The organism is Bacillus spongiae (assembly GCF_037120725.1).
GTDB classification, from domain to species: Bacteria; Bacillota; Bacilli; order Bacillales; family Bacillaceae_K; genus Bacillus_CI; species Bacillus_CI spongiae.
On sequence record NZ_JBBAXC010000004.1, the window covers coordinates 147951 to 165631 of the forward strand.

The 17681-nt window shown below is 36.6% G+C and carries 19 protein-coding genes; 2 read left to right on the forward strand and 17 right to left on the reverse strand.

Going from position 1 to position 17681, the window contains the following annotated elements; genetic code table 11:
- Window positions 1-354: 354 nt before the first annotated feature.
- From WAK64_RS06560 to WAK64_RS06570, 3 genes are all read right to left on the reverse strand, one after another.
- Window positions 355-1059, reverse strand: coding sequence for an alpha/beta hydrolase (locus WAK64_RS06560; protein ID WP_336586153.1), 705 nt, complete (start codon window positions 1057-1059; stop codon window positions 355-357).
- Entirely contained in the window at window positions 1052-1693 is a 642-nt protein-coding gene (locus WAK64_RS06565; protein WP_336586154.1) for a histidine phosphatase family protein, read from the reverse strand. Before WAK64_RS06565 ends, WAK64_RS06560 begins: the two co-directional genes overlap by 8 nt.
- Before the next feature lie 392 nt (window positions 1694-2085).
- Window positions 2086-2550: a VanZ family protein gene (locus WAK64_RS06570; RefSeq protein WP_336586155.1), complete on the reverse strand. Its 465-nt coding sequence runs from the start codon at window positions 2548-2550 to the stop codon at window positions 2086-2088.
- A gap of 191 nt (window positions 2551-2741) precedes the next feature.
- On the opposite strand from WAK64_RS06570, the gene WAK64_RS06575 reads away from it, so the two are divergent.
- Window positions 2742-3164 carry a DUF2621 family protein gene (locus WAK64_RS06575; protein WP_336586156.1) on the forward strand — a complete coding sequence of 141 codons (423 nt, stop codon included), beginning with the start codon at window positions 2742-2744 and terminating at the stop codon, window positions 3162-3164.
- 248 nt (window positions 3165-3412) lie between these two features.
- Here the strand turns inward: WAK64_RS06575 and WAK64_RS06580 are convergent, their stop codons facing one another.
- The 4 genes from WAK64_RS06580 to WAK64_RS06595 form a co-directional block, all read right to left on the reverse strand.
- Window positions 3413-4207 carry a divergent polysaccharide deacetylase family protein gene (locus WAK64_RS06580; protein WP_419465900.1) on the reverse strand — a complete coding sequence of 265 codons (795 nt, stop codon included), beginning with the start codon at window positions 4205-4207 and terminating at the stop codon, window positions 3413-3415.
- A gap of 88 nt (window positions 4208-4295) precedes the next feature.
- Window positions 4296-4757, reverse strand: coding sequence for a CcdC family protein (locus WAK64_RS06585; RefSeq protein ID WP_336586157.1), 462 nt, complete (start codon window positions 4755-4757; stop codon window positions 4296-4298).
- A gap of 100 nt (window positions 4758-4857) precedes the next feature.
- Window positions 4858-5220: a response regulator gene (locus tag WAK64_RS06590; protein ID WP_336586158.1), complete on the reverse strand. Its 363-nt coding sequence runs from the start codon at window positions 5218-5220 to the stop codon at window positions 4858-4860.
- A gap of 106 nt (window positions 5221-5326) precedes the next feature.
- Window positions 5327-6031, reverse strand: coding sequence for a cytochrome c biogenesis CcdA family protein (locus WAK64_RS06595; RefSeq protein WP_336586159.1), 705 nt, complete (start codon window positions 6029-6031; stop codon window positions 5327-5329).
- A 204-nt stretch (window positions 6032-6235) separates the two neighbouring features.
- Between WAK64_RS06595 and WAK64_RS06600 the strand changes: the two genes are divergently transcribed.
- Window positions 6236-6412, forward strand: coding sequence for an aspartyl-phosphate phosphatase Spo0E family protein (locus tag WAK64_RS06600; protein WP_336586160.1), 177 nt, complete (start codon window positions 6236-6238; stop codon window positions 6410-6412).
- Between the two features lie 236 nt (window positions 6413-6648).
- Here WAK64_RS06600 and WAK64_RS06605 read toward each other — a convergent pair whose 3' ends face one another.
- The 10 genes from WAK64_RS06605 to yneA all read right to left on the reverse strand — a co-directional run bounded on the left by WAK64_RS06605 (window position 6649) and on the right by yneA (window position 17584).
- Window positions 6649-7413 (reverse strand): N-acetyltransferase, encoded by a 765-nt coding sequence (locus WAK64_RS06605; RefSeq protein ID WP_336586161.1) that lies wholly within the window; start codon window positions 7411-7413, stop codon window positions 6649-6651.
- Between the two features lie 421 nt (window positions 7414-7834).
- Entirely contained in the window at window positions 7835-9631 is a 1797-nt protein-coding gene (locus WAK64_RS06610; protein ID WP_336586162.1) for an ABC transporter ATP-binding protein, read from the reverse strand.
- A gap of 3 nt (window positions 9632-9634) precedes the next feature.
- A complete protein-coding gene (locus tag WAK64_RS06615; protein ID WP_336586163.1) occupies window positions 9635-11383 on the reverse strand; it encodes an ABC transporter transmembrane domain-containing protein in 1749 nt (582 codons plus the stop codon).
- A 331-nt stretch (window positions 11384-11714) separates the two neighbouring features.
- Window positions 11715-12725: an NADP-dependent oxidoreductase gene (locus WAK64_RS06620; protein WP_336586164.1), complete on the reverse strand. Its 1011-nt coding sequence runs from the start codon at window positions 12723-12725 to the stop codon at window positions 11715-11717.
- Between the two features lie 339 nt (window positions 12726-13064).
- Window positions 13065-13277, reverse strand: a complete 213-nt coding sequence (locus WAK64_RS06625) for a YneF family protein (protein ID WP_336586165.1) — start codon at window positions 13275-13277, stop codon at window positions 13065-13067.
- Between the two features lie 81 nt (window positions 13278-13358).
- Window positions 13359-13802, reverse strand: a complete 444-nt coding sequence (sirA, locus tag WAK64_RS06630) for a sporulation inhibitor of replication protein SirA (protein ID WP_336586166.1) — start codon at window positions 13800-13802, stop codon at window positions 13359-13361.
- A 257-nt stretch (window positions 13803-14059) separates the two neighbouring features.
- Window positions 14060-16060, reverse strand: a complete 2001-nt coding sequence (gene tkt / locus WAK64_RS06635; RefSeq protein WP_336586167.1) for a transketolase — start codon at window positions 16058-16060, stop codon at window positions 14060-14062.
- A gap of 212 nt (window positions 16061-16272) precedes the next feature.
- Entirely contained in the window at window positions 16273-16506 is a 234-nt protein-coding gene (locus WAK64_RS06640; RefSeq protein ID WP_336586168.1) for a DUF896 domain-containing protein, read from the reverse strand.
- 80 nt (window positions 16507-16586) lie between these two features.
- Window positions 16587-17237, reverse strand: coding sequence for a YneB family resolvase-like protein (locus WAK64_RS06645; RefSeq protein ID WP_336586169.1), 651 nt, complete (start codon window positions 17235-17237; stop codon window positions 16587-16589).
- On the reverse strand, window positions 17234-17584 hold the full coding sequence (yneA, locus tag WAK64_RS06650; protein ID WP_336586170.1) for a cell division suppressor protein YneA: 351 nt from the start codon (window positions 17582-17584) through the stop codon (window positions 17234-17236). Before yneA ends, WAK64_RS06645 begins: the two co-directional genes overlap by 4 nt.
- Window positions 17585-17681: the final 97 nt, after the last annotated feature.

A 17681-nucleotide genomic window follows, 5' to 3' on the forward strand; every position in this document is an offset into this window, starting at 1 on the left:
AGAAACATCTCAACATGAGGGTTTATATTACTTCACTTAGTGTATTTTTCTTCCTTTGGATAATTAAACCTAAGAACTCTCTCGTCCTAAAGAAAGAGTTCACAATTATTTTCAACGTACCGATCACAGTCTGATTGATGGCAGAAAATAATTTAAGGATGGATTGATTGTAGCAGAAAATTCAGAAAAGTGAATCCACATAGAATGACCTATGAATAGCTACGAGAAGGGGAATAAAGAAATAAACCAGATCGTTTATAAAAGGTTATGTAAATGGTTTCTTACCAACCAAACGTGTTTAAAGTTAATTCCCTTTAACAAATAGGGAGGGAGTCATTCCCCCCCTTATGTAATTCATCTTTCATAATGACGTTCCAGCCAATCAAATAGATCCTGTTCCATCTCCAATGTAATCGTATGGTTAACATCTTTATACGTTATGAAGTTTACAGTATCCGTTGAACGCCTCAAATATTGCTCATATTCTCTCTTCGATTGTATTGGAATGACTGAATCAAGATCTCCATGTAAGAGTAAGATAGGAGCTTTATTCACTCTTTTTTCTAGTGGATCATATGTGAGGAATTTCTGTAATTCGCCCCCAGATAAGGGGGCTTCTCCGGAAAAAGCACGAATGTTATTTTCAAATGAACAAAACGCTCCTGTTCCGTTAATGTTGACGAGTCCACCTAGATAAGGAATAGAAGAAAATATTCCACTCGCGATAAATCCCCCGAAAGAACTTCCAATTAAGATAATGTCCTCTCGTTTCTCATAGAATGGTAGTAAAAACTCTCTCGCTTCATCTATCATCCAGAAAACAGCCTTCCAGAAATACTCATTCAGCACTGATTTATCATGGTAGTTCTGAAGAGGTGAGCGGGTATCGTGATACAATAGCTCAGGGATAACGACTTGAAACCCTTTTGCCGAAAGGCTTTTCCCCCAATTATCATAGCTAGCAACAGATGAGCCCCAACCATGATACAAAACGATCGTCCTCCGTTTATCAGCATCTGTCACAGGATAAAGTTTATATGGAATAGTATGCTTATTCATAGTTAGATCCTGTCAATTGTTTTTCTACATGACTCATATCTCCGACCAATTCTAAGTGGAACTCCCCATTTTGGACTTTGATCAACGTTAAACTAGTTCCCTCAATAAAAGGTGGGTCCCATAGATACTCTAACGATGTCTGTTTAATCATGGTCAGAATCACTTTAATCACCACTGCATGAGCGACAATTAACACATTTCCAGTTGTATGATTTTGTGTGATTTCAAGTAAAGCCTTTTCAATTCTTTGTTGAAACACTTGCAATGCTTCGCCTTGATGAGGCAAATGATTGTATGTATGAGGGCTATTCCAAAAAGCATCAAATTCCGCTGGATACTCCTCTTGAATTTCATCACTTGTCTTCCCTTCCCACTGACCGAAATTAATTTCCTTCAAGGCATCCGTTGGAGTAATCAAATCATATTGATGGTTCACTAGAATTTTTGCCGTCGTGCGTGCCCGATTACTAGAACTTGTATACACAGCGTCAAACGGAACAGAAGTCAAGCGCTTTCCTAAAGCCGTTGCTGCGTTCACACCTTTTTCCGTTAACGCCGAATCCTTTGTCCCTTGCAAACGATGTTCTGTATTCCATTCTGTTTCTCCATGACGAGTTAAATAAATACTCAACACTCTGCATTCCTCCTTCTATCATTCATGTGATTAATTCTTCGGTAGACCTGGCCTTCATCACTAGTAAGCTATGATATACTTACATTCATCTTCTAGTCCTATTATCTCAGTCTTCCTTTTTGTTTAATAAAATCTTCCCTTTTACTGCTTCACTTCTGTAGTCAAAGCTCTCTTCGTTAAAATTTGTTCCCCTCAAACTCAGGTTCACCTTACTTCTTTATCTCTTCCAAAAACAAACATCTCCACTTAATCGTATTTTCTTCCCCATTATCTCTTGGATTACCTTCCTCATTACGAATCAGAAATTTTCCCCTGCCGCTTTAACCTAAAATCAAAAAGAATGTCACGAATTGTTAGTTACGTATTATAACTTTTACACGACTGTCGACATCCTAAACAGTCTTCACTATTTGATTTAAACCTAAAATAAACTTATATCCCAGATACCCTACTATTCCACCAGCTGTGTTAAGTATAATGTCATCAATGTCACAAGCCCCTAGCTTTGTGATATACTGAACGACTTCAATCGTGAGAGAAAAGAAAGCGGATAATAAAGCAACTGAACGTAATTTTTGTAGCTTAGTCCACAATATCGGTACCAAAAAGCCAAATGGCATAAAGGCAATGATATTTCCAAAGAAATTGTCTGTCAGTATTCGAAAATGAAATCGTTCAAACGTTACTATATAATCTGAAATCGTATTTAGCGGTAGGAGATTAACGCTTCGCTCTTCTAATGAACCCACATAAGATCGGTATTCAGAAAAGTAGAGTAAGTAGAGAAGAAATGATAGATAGGATAGAAATAAAGCGAAAACGATTGCCCTGCTAAAAGGTGTTTTCACATGCACCATTAAAATCCCCTTTTTAGATAGTCTATCTAACAGCATACAGGAAGTCTCTGCTAAAAAAAACTATTTCTTCCGGTATATTTTCTTCTGTATTTTTTTCACCCAGGTCACCACATTTCATTCCTTGTCACTAAAGGGGTTGTATTCTATAATGAGAGAAGAAGAAAAGTGCAATTAACTGGAGTGATTGTTATATGGAAGATTGGTTTATATACTTTTTTATACTATGGGGATTTATTTTAATTTCCTTATTTGCTATCGGTGGATTTTTTATGTTCCGAAAGTTTTTAAAACGACTTCCCAAAGAGGATGGTCGTTCCATACTTGATTGGCAAGATCATTATATAAAAGAATCTCTTCACTTATGGCAGCCCGGGGAGAAAGCCTTATTAGAAGAACTCGTAAGCCCAGTCCCAGAGCTATTTCGAGATGTAGCACGACAAAAAATTGCTGGTAAGATTGGTGAACTTGCATTAATGGAAAAAACATCATTAATCTCCCAAGACCAAGTGATTCGAGGCTATATATTAGCTACTCCTAAAAGAGATCATAAATTTTTAAGAAAAAAACTAGCAGAGATGAAAATTGACACCTCCGCTTATAACAGCTTATTTTAAAGGACGTGTATTATGGCACCAATACTTGTTATACCCATCATGTTGTACATTATTTTCTTTGCTCTCGGTATTTGGCTTTGGAGAAAGAAGAAACAAAATAAGAACTCAAATTAATTCAGGGATCCATACTTACCCAATCAACTACATGAATAGTTAAAAAAGACTACCAAAGTAACTTTATTTGGTAGTCTTTTTTAATCAGTTATCTTCCTTCAGCTGTCGCGTGGACAATCCTATTTTTGGATTCGCTATTCAAATCGTTCATTTACCATTTCATACTCAGGGATTAATTCTGACAATGGAACAGATTGTGCTTCATCTTTATAAACAGGGATAAACTCTTTTAAAACGCTCACCATTTGCTTCCCGGTAATGCCGACATGCCCAATCGCAATAATTTCCTTATCTTGTTTTAATCGTTTAACAAAAAGGTTCGCTTGCTTCGTAATGTGTTGGGTTGTATAGATATCGTCAAAGAACATCTCATTTTCTAAAAAAGGGACGCCAAGTTCTGCAGCTAGCTTGGGTACTACACTTTTAGGCGTCGTACGGCTGTCTAAATAATATAGTCCTTTCTCTCGACAAACACGAAGCACGATTCTCATCACCCGTTCATCTGCGCTTGCTTTTGATCCCATATGATGATTCATTCCTACAGCATAAGGGACAGATTTGATGGCTGTTTCAACTCGCTGACGAATTTCTTCGTCACTAAGATCTGTCGTAATGGCATTAGGCCCTAGCCAACTACGCTTTCCTCTATTAGGCTCCATGGGCAAATGGACAATCACTTCATGTCCCAACTGATGCGCCAATTTGGCATCTCGCTCCGTCGTTTCCATAGAGGGCATCACAGCCACCGTTAATGTAAGCGGAAGCTGTAGCATTTCCTTTGTTCCCCTCATGTTATTTCCAAAGTCATCAATCACAATCGCAAATGCTTTCTTTTTTACTTCTAACGGATTTGGTTCATTCTCTTTTCCCATGGCTGTTTGTCCAAAGATGACGAATAATAATAATAAAACGATTTTCGCTTTTTTCATTGTAACCCTCTTTTTTCCGTTAGTATAACTCAATCTGGAGTAAATATAAAAACAGACGCTAACTTTTATTAACGTCTGTTTCACGATTTTATATAGACATTTGTTTAGCTAAATTCCGATATTGAATATACATGGCAATCCGCCAGGGGACAATCATGCCAAACGCTAGTATCCAAAACATTCCACTCAATTCACCAAAATTAATTGTCGAACTGAGCAATGATTTTCCAATAATACGAATAAGTAAAAGTCCAATTAAAATAAAAGCAAAAGCTTTTGATCTTTTCAAAAAGATTTCATTTTCTCTCACTTCAAATTTGGACGTTTTAATAAGTAAAATGGAAAAGAGAAACCCTACGATAACGGCTTCCAAAACATTTTTCAACTCTACCCTAAAAATAGGAAAAATAAACATTAAAGCCCCAGTACTCATAAAGATTGGTGGTAATATTATTTTCTTGCCGTTTACAGGCTTTTTACTCGCTTTCATTCTAATTAATAGGACAAAAATCCCCATAAACACGGCTACTATCGAGGTTATATAAATCAATTTGGTCACCCTTTAACATAAATAGATTTTCTTCTACTCTCTTTTTATCATAATATGATGAAAGAAAGCCATCTAGGTGGCCTCCTAAACGGCTTTGAAATTATTTCGTCATCAATTTGTTGATAGCCTCTCTTACTCTCGTTTCATCAAATGGCTTTATAATATAGTCTTTAGCACCAACTTCAATGGCTTCAACCACCATTTTTTGTTGCCCCATTGCCGAACACATAATAACTTTCGCATCTGAAAATTCGGAAAGTATTACCTTTAAGGCATCCAACCCACTCATTTCTGGCATGGTTATGTCCATTGTCACAATATCGGGCTTGAGCTCTCGGTAAAGATCAATCGCTTGTTTACCATTTTCAGCTTCACCAACAATATCAAAACCGTCTTCGATTAACATATTTTGTAAAGTCATTCTCATAAATTTTGCATCATCTACTATTAGTACCGTCGTCACTGATGCTCCCCCTTCATCCATCTAACCATTACTTTTATCCTATCTATTTCATTTACACTATAGCATTTATAGTATAAAATTCCTATTCCTGTTCAGAAAGCTTGCATTAAAACCCCTGAAAGTCGCCAAATGGGATAGATACTATACGGATGATATATTCAAGTCCATTAAAAAACAGTATTACACCCATTATAATCATTAGATAGCCACCAACCTTAACAATCTTCTGATTATACTTCTTCAACCAACTCATTTTACTAATAAAGAAAGCAAGCGTGAAGAACGGAATTCCAAACCCTAATACGTACGCTATCATTAGAAACATAGCAGAACCAGGATTATCAATCGCTAGTGTAAGAACAGCACCTAATATTGGACCAGAACATGGGGTCCACCCAGCTGCAAATGCCATCCCAATGAGAATCGATCCAATATAACCTGAAGGTCTCGTTTTAAACTCTATTCTACGATCCTTCATTAAAAACTTTGGTGTAAACAGTCCAAGTATCATTAACCCAAAAGTAAAAATAAAAATGGCTCCGATTTGTCGTATAACATCTTGATAATTAATAAAAATGACTCCTATATAAGAAGTACCAAAGCCGAGTGCAATAAATATCGACGAGAAGCCGATTAAAAAGAAAAGTGTATGTAATAGACTTCGCTTTCTGAGCATTCCGTTTTCTTCTTTTAACTCAGTAACACTCATTCCAGTAATATACGATAAAAAAGCAGGGAATAAAGGCAAAACACAAGGGGAAATAAAGCTTAAAAACCCCGCTCCAAATGCTAATAATACATTTAATTCCATAGAATAGAACATCTCCTAAAAAACCATTATCTCCACTATTGTATCAAATTCAAACAGGAAAGATGAGAAAAAACATTGTGAACATTGTGTGGCAAGAAAAGCTTAATAGGATTTCTTTGAATTCATTTCAATTATTTGGTATAATCCTAACATACATCATTCCCTTACCAATTTTCATACTACTACTAGAAAGGACAAGTGAACGTGAGTAAACAAATTCTAATCGAGAAAATTGAACAAAAACGACTCGATCTTTTCAAAGTTGCATCCCTTCACGGTTTAAACTCCTCTGAAGCAATTCGATATAGTCAAGAACTTGATGAATTATTGAACTGCTACAATGAACTCTATTTGGAGAAGAAAATGGTCACTTCCCTTTAAATCTTTTGTTTTTCTATGATGCTTGATGACATATCTTCTCACCTTTTCACCTCAGTACTCTACACTCTTCCCCTTTATAAACGGATACTGACTTATGTATTGCTCACTATATTGGGAGTGGTCTTTACCATGACCAATTAGAGACAGGAAATTCCTTACGCAATGACGTTAGTATCAATTTTTTAACATCTCCCTATCCTTCTAATCTTCCCCAAGCTCGTTCTTTAATTATTTTTTTATCGTTGAAAATAGAAGTAATACGATTCTATTTGTCTTTTTATCTTACATCCGTTCTTCCAAAAAACTTTCTGCATTTTCAAGTTTTGTTCATGTGTACTTCCTATGTAATAGGTTGCTCCCAATTGTTTTAAATAACATAAGGATTGCTCGTGAATAAGAGCACTATGTCCTTTCCCTCTTTGTTCAGGTACAATACCGAAGTAGAATAATCTTCCTTCATTCTTCGTGCCTGGTTCAATGATTGGCATAGAAATTCCAATCGGAGTATCCTTTAGATAAACGACATGGCAACAATTCCTCCATCCTTCACCCAATTCACTTTTTAATGAGTCGATATGTTCATCCATTGTTAACGTAGACGTAGTATTATCAGAATCTGACATACTTTTCATCCAGTTATGCTTAAATTCATCGATAGAAATGCTACCCTCTCCTAAAGAACGCCATTGATATTCATGATGAACGCTACGCACTCCCTCTAAATCTCGATAGACTTCTATTTTGGAAGCAAATACCTCAAACCCAATAGAACGTAACAGTTTTGATAATACATGATAATGGTTAGATTCTTTGTTTATGTGAACACCCATTCTTTTTACTCCTGCATTCTCACCAACACGAACTACGCTTTGTATCATATCGTACAGTTCTTCCTTACTTAAGTTTATCGTGGTATCTTCTTCGATAGCTATAAAATTCGGTAGGCCATTTAATACTTTAAATCCGTTATTTTTATTCATGACATTTTCAAAGTCTCTCAACTTAAATCTCCCCTTTAATGAAAATGAGAAAAAGATGCTTTATTGATTTCTCATTAACCTCAATGCTATCCCTTCATCTTGAATAACTTCTCCTCCAATTTTTTAGTCATTATTCCTTAGTAACGAATCGGTCATTTTAAGAATAATTGTTTATTAGCGTTGGCTTTATTTTCATAAAGCAATCGAATAGATTTCTCGTTCACATCTTCTTTTCCCTCTACAGTTTTATTAAGAAGAAGAGCAAACACGAGAACTGTTGAGTTTATTCCATTACTACTCGTTTCCAATAGCAGGTAAAGGGTCAAACATAAAATTCCCGTTTCAATGCCAAATTGAAAGCACCTGATAAATTAACAGCCCAATTAAAAGTAATTGGACTGTTTTGGTTCATGAATAATAAAGGTATTATCATACAGTTGAACTAACGAACGACGTCTTCCATCGAGTTAACCAATCCATTTTGTAATAAATACATTTTATGGTATAACCCCTTTTGTCCGAGGAGTTCCTGATGAGTTCCCCTTTCCACAATTTCTCCATGATGTAGCACTAATATCTGGTCTGCATCTTGAATAGTAGAAAGTCGATGAGCAATGGCAATCGTTGTTCTTCCTCGTCGCATTTTTTCTAAAGCAGCCTGAATCGCTTCTTCTGTTTCCGTATCAATATTGGCTGTCGCTTCATCTAGTACAAGAATTTTCGGCTTCGCTGCCATCGTTCTTGCAAACGCAAGCAGCTGTCGCTCACCACTTGAAAAGGTGGAGCCTCTTTCCTCTACTTGATGTTCGTATTGGCCTGGAAGGTTCTCAATAAACGAATGAGCTTGAACAAATTCTGCCGCTTCAACAATCGCTTGGTCATCAATATCTTTATCGTGCAATCGAATGTTATCCGCGATTGTTCCGAAGAACAGAAAAGGATCTTGAAGGACAAGTCCTAATTTATCACGAATTTCATCCATCTTATACGCTTTAATGGTACGACCATCAATTAAGATTTCCCCTCGCTCAAATTCATAAAAGCGCATCATTAAATTAATAATGGAGCTCTTCCCACTCCCTGTATGACCGACTAAGGCTACCGTTTCACCAGGTTTTGCTTTAAATGATATATTTTTCAATACATCTTGTTGGCCATCATAAGAAAAACTAACATTTCTAAATTCAATTTCCCCTTGATGAATCGATACATCATCCTGTTCTTGTTGGTGTGGTGTCACTTCATTATCATCTAAAAGCTTAAACACCCTTGAGGCAGAAACAATTGCTTGTTGGAACATAGACAAACGCATCATTAATTGATTGATTGGTTCAAAGAAGCGATCAAGATAGTTAATGAAAGCATATAGCACTCCAATTTCTACGGTATTTGAAAAACTAGTAATACCGAAAAAATTTAAGACTAAAACTAAGGAAAAGATATAAATAACGTCCATAGCTGGCCTTAAAAGTAGTCCATCTAGCCTAATATTCTTCATACCAGCTTGATAGTGCTGCTCATTTATATCTCCGAATTCTTGGCGTAAACGTTTTTCTTGTCGCAGTGCTTGAATCATACTCATACCTTGAATAGATTCACTTAATTTCGCATTTAATTGACTCAAGCGTTCTCTCATATCTTGATAAAAAACAGAACTGTATTTTCGATAAGTTTTCATGATGAAAAAAATGATAGGTAATAAGAACAGACAGAATAATGCAAGCTTTACATTGAGCGAAAACATCGCAATAAAAATACCGATTAACAAAAAGCCACTTTGAATAAATGATACAAGTACACTTACGAACATATCTTTAATCGCTTCTGTATCATTCGTCACTCTAGATACGATGCTTCCTGCAGGAGTTTTGTCAAAATAGCGCATTCCTAATCCCTGCACTTTTGAAAAAACTTCAATTCTTAATTGTTGTATAATTTTAAGCGCGACCTTTTGAAATGTTAATAATTGAAAATATGAAATAATGACTTTTAACACTAAGATGGATATATATGCGCCAGCTAACAAGACGATGGGCTCATATGGAAACGTTCGTGGTGTTAAATAATCGTCAATAAAGATTTTCACTAAAATTGGGCCTACTACTTCTCCTACAGTCGTGAAGATCAGTAAAACAAATGCGATCAAAATTGATTTTTTATGTGGAGAAGTATACGTTAACAACCGTTTGAAAACTTCTCGCTGAACTTTGGAGTCCATTACTTTTGTTTTCTCTTCCATCACTTAACCTCCATGCTCGACAAGTTCTTCTAGTTGCTGACGTACATACATCTCGTGATAATGACCATGAAGATCCATTAGTTCTTCATGAGTACCACGCTCAATTATTTTTCCTTCTTGAAGAACAATAATTAAATTCGCATGCTGTATTGCACTTAGACGATGCGATGTAATAAACGTTGTTTTCCCCGAGCGGTTCTCCTTTAATGATCTTAAAATAGACTCCTCCGTCTTAGCATCTACTGCACTTAATGAGTCATCAAGCATCAAGACTTCAGGATTCATTAGTAATGCCCGAGCAATGGATATCCTCTGTTTTTGTCCACCCGATAATGATACCCCCCGCTCACCAACGACTGTTTCGTAACCGTTTGTAAACGTTTTGATATCCTCATGAATATGAGCTAGTGAAGCCGCTGATTCAATATTTTCTTTTGGTGTAGAAGGGTCCGTAAAGGCAATATTTTCAGCAATTGTAGTAGAAAACAAGAAATGATCTTGTGGAACGTATCCCACTGATTCACGCAAACCTTCTAATGTGTAATCATCAAGGGAATGTTCGCCAAATTTTATAGAACCCTTATAACCTTCAAACTCTCGAATTAACAGCTTTAATAACGTCGTTTTGCCTGAGCCTGTTTTTCCCACAATCCCCAACGTCTCTCCACGCTTAACAGAAAAATGAATATTTTCCAATACAGGTTCGGATTCATTAGGATAAGTAAAGGAGTCAAGCTTATACGAAATCTCCCCTACTGGATTTGATGTAATGGCATTTTCTTTATCTTTAATTTCTCTCGTTTCTTTTAATAACAAGGACACTCGATCATAGGAAGCTCTGCCTCGCTCAACAATGTTAAATAACCACCCAAAAGCAAGCATCGGCCAAATTAATAATCCTAAATAGGTTGTAAATGATACTAACTCTCCAATCGTCAATTCACCGTTGATCACATAACGAGCACCAAACGATACGGATAAGAAGAAAGATACCCCTACAATGACAGCAATCGTTGGATCAAACAAAGAGTCAACCCTTGCAACAGAAATATTTTTTTGTACGACATCCTCCGATTGATCACGAAAAGATTCAATATCCTCTTTTTCTTGTCCAAACGTCTTTAATACTTTAATCCCACTTATACTCTCTTGTGTTTTATCATTTAATGAAGAAAATGCCTCCTGTGCTTTGTGGAATCGTTTATGTAACAAGCTTCCATAATAATTTGTTAATAAAGCCATAAAGGGCATTGGGATAAGAGCGATTAGTGTAAGCTTCCAACTAATCGTTGTCGCCATTGCGATAATGACAAATCCTCCGGTTGCCAAGGAATCCACAAGCGTCAAAACACCTGCTCCAGCCGTTTGTTGAATGGCCTGAAGGTCATTTGTCGCATGTGCCATTAAATCCCCTGTTCTCCTTTTTTGGTAAAAGGATGAAGACATTTCGGTAAAATGGCGGAACAATTGATTTCGTAACTGCCGTGATAGCTTTACAGCTGAACCAAAAATTCGAATTCTCCATTGGAAACGCAAAATATACATAGTAATGGCTGTTACAGCTAAAATTGCACTCCACTTCCATATTGACCCTACAGTAAATTGTCCTCTATTGATTTCATCCACCACAAACCCAATGACTTTAGGTGGAACTAACTCAAACATAGCAACAAATAAAAGCATAATAATGCCAACAATATACGCCTTCTTTTCTTGCTTAAAAAACCACATTAAGTCTTTAAATATACTCATCTAGTGGCCCCCTTTCCGCTTCTAAGATTTAAGCCTTCAATTAGTTTATCAAAAATTTTTTGAATATAGAAGCTACTCTTACATATTTTCTTCACATTCGATAAAGATGTTCATTTGCCATATTGGAGGATTCTCAAGTGCTTCTGTATTTTATAGGAGTTGAATACTGATTTAACCGAAAGAAAACACAGAATATTCCTATTCCTCGTAGCAATAAACTTAAACGGAGATTAAAATCTACTATAAAACTTTAAATAGCAGTGGACAAAAAAGCACCTCCGAACAACCTTCCGTTCGGGGGTGCTTTTTCATTATAATAAATGGTTTTACCTTATTTAATAGACGGTTCTGCTACTTTTACGAGTAGCTTTCCTAGATTCGTCCCTTTAAATAATCCGATAAATGCTTCAGGTGTGTTTTCAAACCCTTCAATAATCGTTTCTTCATATTTTAGTCTACCTTGTGTTAGCCACTGTGCTAATTGCATAATGCCTTCTTCGGCACGTTGAATATAATCACTAACAAGAAAGCCCTTCATAAGAACACGATTTTTAATTAAAGTTGTTTGAATACGTGGACCAATATCCTCTTGTAGGTTATAGGCTGAGATGGCACCACATACAGGAATTCTTGCATTTACATTTAAATGTTTAAATACTTCGTCTGATACCTCTCCACCTACATTTTCAAAATAGACATCAATACCATCTTCACAGGCGTTACTTAGTTCTGTTGCAAAATGCTCACTCTTATAATTTATCGCAGCATCAAAATGAAGCTCATTTAAGAGGTAATCGAGCTTTTCTTGGGAGCCGGCAATCCCCACAACTTTCGCTCCTTTAATCTTAGCGATTTGTCCAACAACCATCCCAACGGCACCAGCTGCGCCAGAAACAACAACGGTTTCTCCTTCTTGAGGTTGACCGATATCAAGCAATCCAAAATAAGCAGTTAACCCTGTCATGCCCAGTATTCCTAATGCTGTTGAAATCGGAGCGATAGAAGGATTTACCTTTTGAAGCTGGGATTCATGTGCAACTTGATAGGTAGCCCACTTTTGCATCCCTACAACAATGTCACCCTTCTGAAATTTTTGTGAATTAGATTCTATGACCTCACTTACTACGCCACCCACAATCGTCTCGTTAAGTTCATATGGAGCAGCATACGACTTTTCCTGCCTCATTCTGCCACGCATATAAGGGTCAACAGAAAGGTATAATGTTTTTGTCAGTACTTCTCCCTCTTGCGGAGCTTGCGAATCCCCCTCAATAAAGTTGAAATTTGCATGGCTAGGAACACCCTCTGGCCTCGACGCTAATTGAATCTCCTTCATTTTCATTTCCCATCTACTCCTTTCAAAATAAATACATCATCACACTGTTTGATTATATAATAAAATTTTCCAACAAGAAAACAAGATGAATTATTATTACAAAAAACATTAACCTCACATGTACATTTGTTTATAAACGATTATTTTCATTCAACAACTATTCTGAGAATGCTATAAACCCTCGAAAGGGGAATAAAAAACCACTTTCCCCTGTATACGTATGTATTTTGTGGGGAAAGTGGTTTCATATCCGATGTCAATATTCTCTCAGAAGGATGATTTACTTCATAAAGGAATTAGATACAACGGCGACAAACTATCGATAGGTGTCTAACTAAGACACCGTTATTTCATTTGTTTGTTCATTGCATTCATCATTTGATTGATTTTCTTTTGCGATGGTTTTTGACCCATTTGCATCATCATCATTCGTAGCATTTGTTCATTAATAGGTGGGTTTTTCTTTAAGTAGCTCATCATGTATCGACGAGCGATAAAAAAGCCAATCGCAACACCGGCAACTAGTGCTCCTAAGCCGACCAAAATATAAGGTAGCATAAACCTTTCCTCCTTCATGTTGTTTCTATCAAAGTGTACTAAACCCTTTCAAATTATACAATACTTCATGTCGATTTTCCTCTAATAAACAAACTTTCTTTCCTTAATTGGCTTAATCCACCCAAATTGTTCATTTTCAAGGTCTATCGCTAGTAGTTTCCCCTCAAATTTCTTTAAAATTTCAAAAAATACAGCTTCCGCATCATACATTCCTTCCGCATGGATGTGAAAGCATCGATCGTATATTTCTAAGCATGCGCTACTATTATATTCTGGATAATGAATGAGATATTGATTCTTATTTTGCAAGAGTTTTTTTTGTAGAAGGCACTGCTGAATTAAGCGATGAGTTAGGAGATAAGGTAGGGGTTTCGTAATATACTCTATTTGCTGCTTAAGCATTTGCTTCAGCACTCCTTCAGCCTGTTGATAATCGTTAAAAAGAGTAAAAAACAATCGTTCTCTTCCATAAAAATAAGCGGCCACTTCATCTTGAATCCAATAAATAGAAAAACTTCGTATCATTTTCTCACCCTTTTCCCCTTTCTTTTAATTATAAAAAGAGTCAATGAGAATAGGTGTTGAATAATGATAGAAATCTCCACTTTTTTTGTTGAAATTAGTCGGCTAGTGTATGATCCGTTAGCCATCTTGCAAATGAAGAAAGACCATACAACTAGACGAGTCTAGAATGTATGGTCCTTTTATCTTCAACTAGTTTTATCTATTGTTTTAGGCAATTCAAACTAGTTAATGTTCCAACCCTATTTTGTAGTTAAAATTTAAAATAAAGCTTTAACTCGGGAAACAACATTTTCTACTGTGAAGCCATATTCCTTCATAATTTTATCTCCAGGAGCAGAAGCACCAAAGCCATTAATAGCTAAAATATCTCCTTCATCTCCAACATATCGATCCCAACCTAGTGGAGCCGCCATTTCAATGGCTAAACGCTTTTTCACTGTTTTTGGAATAACGGAGTTTTTATATTCAGCAGACTGTTCTTCAAAACGATCCCATGCTGGCATACTAACGACAGATACATCAATTCCCTCTTCTAAAAGTGCTTTTTGTGCTTCAACTGCTAATCCTACTTCAGAACCGGCAGCAAGTAAAAGAGCATCTGCTTCTGCTTTTCCACTAGCTGAAATAACATAAGCACCTTTTTCGACCCCTTCTGCTGCTTTATCTACCGAACCAGGAATAGTTGGTAAGTTTTGACGAGTCAAAACGAGAAGAGACGGCTTATTTTTAGAAGAAACGGCTGATTTCCAAGCTGCAGCTGTTTCATTTCCATCAGCAGGGCGAATGACAGAAAGGTTAGGGATTGCTCGTAAAGATGGTAACTGTTCGATTGGTTCGTGAGTTGGGCCATCTTCCCCAACAGCAATACTATCATGTGTAAAGACGTATGTGACTGGTAAGCCCATTAATGCTGATAATCGAATAGCTGGACGTAAATAGTCACTGAACACAAAGAATGTTCCTCCAAATACGTTTAGACCACCGTGCAATGCCATTCCATTTAACGCTGCTCCCATAGCAAATTCACGTACGCCGAACCAAATATTTCGACCATCATATGATTCAGGAGTAAAGTCTTTCTCCCCTTTAATCATCGTTTTATTCGATCCAGCCAAATCAGCAGATCCTCCAATAAAGCTCGGCAAGCTCTGAGCAATAGCATTCAGCACTTCACCAGAAGAAGCGCGGCTTGCTAGGCTAGAACCTTCTTCATAAACTGGTAAATTCTTATCCCATCCTGGAGAAAGTTCACCTTTCATTGCTGTTTCAAATTGCTTGGCTAATTCAGGATAACTCTCTTTATATTGTGAGAATAATTCATTCCATTTTTCCTCTGTTTGCTTACCCTTTTGAACAATTTTCTCATCAAAACGGTTATAAACTTCATCAGGAACATGGAAATCGTTCTCAAATCCCCATTCGTAGGATTGTTTTGTTAGTGTACGTTCTTCTGCACCTAATGGAGCACCGTGAACACCTGATGTTCCAGCTCTATTCGGTGATCCGAATCCAATAACCGTTTTCACTTCAATTAATGTTGGACGATCAAGGTCTAGACGTGCTTCTTCCAATGCTTTCGCAATTTCATTGACATCTGTTCCATCTTCAACACGAAGGTATTGCCATCCGTATGATTCATAACGCCCTTTTACACTCTCTGAAAATGAACGATCTAAATCACCATCTAGTGAAATATCATTAGAATCATATAAAACGACTAGGCGTCCAAGTTTTAAATGCGCAGCAAGTGAAGATGCTTCAGCAGAGACACCTTCCATTAAATCTCCATCTCCACAAATTGAATATGTAAAATGATCAACTATATTAAACCCATCCTTATTGTACACTCCTGCTAAATGACGTTCCGCCATCGCCATCCCAACAGCCATCGCAATCCCTTGACCTAATGGACCTGTTGTTGCTTCAACCCCAACTGTATGACCATACTCAGGGTGACCAGGCGTTTTACTACCCCATTGACGGAAGTTTTTAATTTCCTCCATCGGAAGGTCATATCCTGATAAATGAAGCAAACTATATAGCAGCATTGACCCATGTCCTGCAGAAAGAACAAAACGGTCACGGTTCATCCAATCAGGGTTTTTAGGATTGTGATTCATAAATTCTGTCCAAAGGGTATAGGCCATTGGAGCCGCTCCCATTGGCATCCCAGGGTGACCTGAGTTGGCTTTTTCAATTGCATCAATTGATAATGTTCTAATTGTATTAATAGCAAGTGCATCTGTTTGATTAAACATAACGCTACATCCTTTCATGTCCTAATTTGACTCAGTTTTAATATTAATCCTCTTTGCTAGTTTATACAACAACAATGAGTTTATTGTAATAGAATTGATGATTTTTTACTTATTATCAATTTTGGATAGCTAAAGGGATGACATCTTAAGGGTAAACCACCATATATTCCCTTTGGGTAAAGAACAGAAAAAACCGAGGTTAACCACCCGGTTTAGTGCAGTTTCTTTCTATCCAAAATGTCTTTTACTTTTTTCGGTGTGACATCGTCGCCATTTGGATCGTAAATTCGTGTATTTTCAATCGTCTTTTTCATTGAGTTTCTAAAATTAGCTAAATACTCTTCCCTGAGTGATTGTCTTTCCACCGCTTCTTCTTCTGACAAGGAATCTTCCTTGGCTTTTTTGGAAAGTTCATTTAATCTTGCCAATTTATCTGGAGTTAACATGCTTTCAGCTCCTTTCTAGATGTCGATATGTCACATCGTTGTATGGACATGTTACAAGAAACTTACCTAATTGACAAGTATCATGATTCCTCTTTTTTTTCCATGTACTCTTTATACCTCCGATGAACGGTAGCCTTAGAAACATTAAAACCAAAGCCTCTAAGGGTTGCAGCAATTTCGGAAAAGGTTAATTCATTTTTTCTTAAGCGAACGATTTCTTCAATAGGAATTTCCTTTCTTTCACGTCCATCAAGATTCCCTCTATTTTTTAAGTTGTTTTGTGGCTTGAACCCTTTTTCAACTGCCCGTTTCATCCCTCGTTTAATTTTTAAATTATGTAACTTACGCTGATGCTCTTCCACCATACTTACAATTTGAATCACCATCGAATCAGACTCTGAAAGCTGGAGTTCTCCTTTATGAGAAATACTATAAAGCTTAATATTTTCTTTTAATAAGCAGTGTATTAATGCAATTTTTGCATTACCTCGTCCGATGCGAGTTTCATCTTGTATTAACACAGCTGAAATTTCGTGTTGCTTAATTTCATCAAGCAATAAAAAAACTCCTTCTCGATCCAGCTCATACCCGCTCGCTTGATCTTTTATCACTCTATGAATATGAAACCCCCACTGTTCTGCAAGTTTTACCAATTCTTCTTCCTGCCGTTCCAAGGATGATTCTTGCGTATCCTTTGTGGTACTTACTCGACAGTATATTATACAGTTCATTGTGAAAACGACGCTCCTTTTAGTGCATACTGTGGCTTATCTAGTTGGAAATCAGATAGCTCTTCTCTATTCACAGGAATAATAATTGAATCTCCCTCATAAAGGTTATCATCATCTAATTGATTATGATCTAATACCCACGAGATAAATTCTGGTGTACTCATCTTATGATACTCTTTAAAGTTGTCTGAGATCGCCCAAAGGGAATCTCCTCTAGTAATGGTTATATGTAAATAAGAATCTGTATTTGTTTCTTCTAACTGATTTAACATAGCGAAACCTGATATAAATGTCAAAACTAAAACAAAAAGTACGTAATTATATTTCTTCATTAATTTTATAAGCATTTCACAACGCCTCCACCGAATATTTGTTCGTATAACTGTATTATAATCAGAACGAACGTTCGATGTCAACCGAAACTCGAACTTATGTTTGTATCTA

Bases quoted from the DNA above. Each gene is read 5' to 3' on its own strand.
- WAK64_RS06625 (WP_336586165.1), bottom strand. From the start codon at position 13,277: ATGCTACCTTATATTTTGGTCGGCTTAGGAGCACTAGTTGCCGGTGTT.
- WAK64_RS06645 (WP_336586169.1), bottom strand. From the start codon at position 17,237: ATGAACTGTATAATATACTGTCGAGTAAGTACCACAAAGGATACGCAA.
- WAK64_RS06620 (WP_336586164.1), bottom strand. From the start codon at position 12,725: ATGAAAATGAAGGAGATTCAATTAGCGTCGAGGCCAGAGGGTGTTCCT.
- sirA (WP_336586166.1), bottom strand. From the start codon at position 13,802: ATGATACGAAGTTTTTCTATTTATTGGATTCAAGATGAAGTGGCCGCT.
- yneA (WP_336586170.1), bottom strand. From the start codon at position 17,584: ATGCTTATAAAATTAATGAAGAAATATAATTACGTACTTTTTGTTTTA.
- tkt (WP_336586167.1), bottom strand. From the start codon at position 16,060: ATGTTTAATCAAACAGATGCACTTGCTATTAATACAATTAGAACATTA.
- WAK64_RS06640 (WP_336586168.1), bottom strand. From the start codon at position 16,506: ATGTTAACTCCAGATAAATTGGCAAGATTAAATGAACTTTCCAAAAAA.
- WAK64_RS06615 (WP_336586163.1), bottom strand. From the start codon at position 11,383: ATGAGTATATTTAAAGACTTAATGTGGTTTTTTAAGCAAGAAAAGAAG.
- WAK64_RS06560 (WP_336586153.1), bottom strand. From the start codon at position 1,059: ATGAATAAGCATACTATTCCATATAAACTTTATCCTGTGACAGATGCT.
- WAK64_RS06595 (WP_336586159.1), bottom strand. From the start codon at position 6,031: ATGGAATTAAATGTATTATTAGCATTTGGAGCGGGGTTTTTAAGCTTT.
- WAK64_RS06610 (WP_336586162.1), bottom strand. From the start codon at position 9,631: ATGGAAGAGAAAACAAAAGTAATGGACTCCAAAGTTCAGCGAGAAGTT.
- WAK64_RS06580 (WP_419465900.1), bottom strand. From the start codon at position 4,207: ATGAAAAAAGCGAAAATCGTTTTATTATTATTATTCGTCATCTTTGGA.
- WAK64_RS06575 (WP_336586156.1), top strand. From the start codon at position 2,742: ATGGAAGATTGGTTTATATACTTTTTTATACTATGGGGATTTATTTTA.
- WAK64_RS06570 (WP_336586155.1), bottom strand. From the start codon at position 2,550: ATGGTGCATGTGAAAACACCTTTTAGCAGGGCAATCGTTTTCGCTTTA.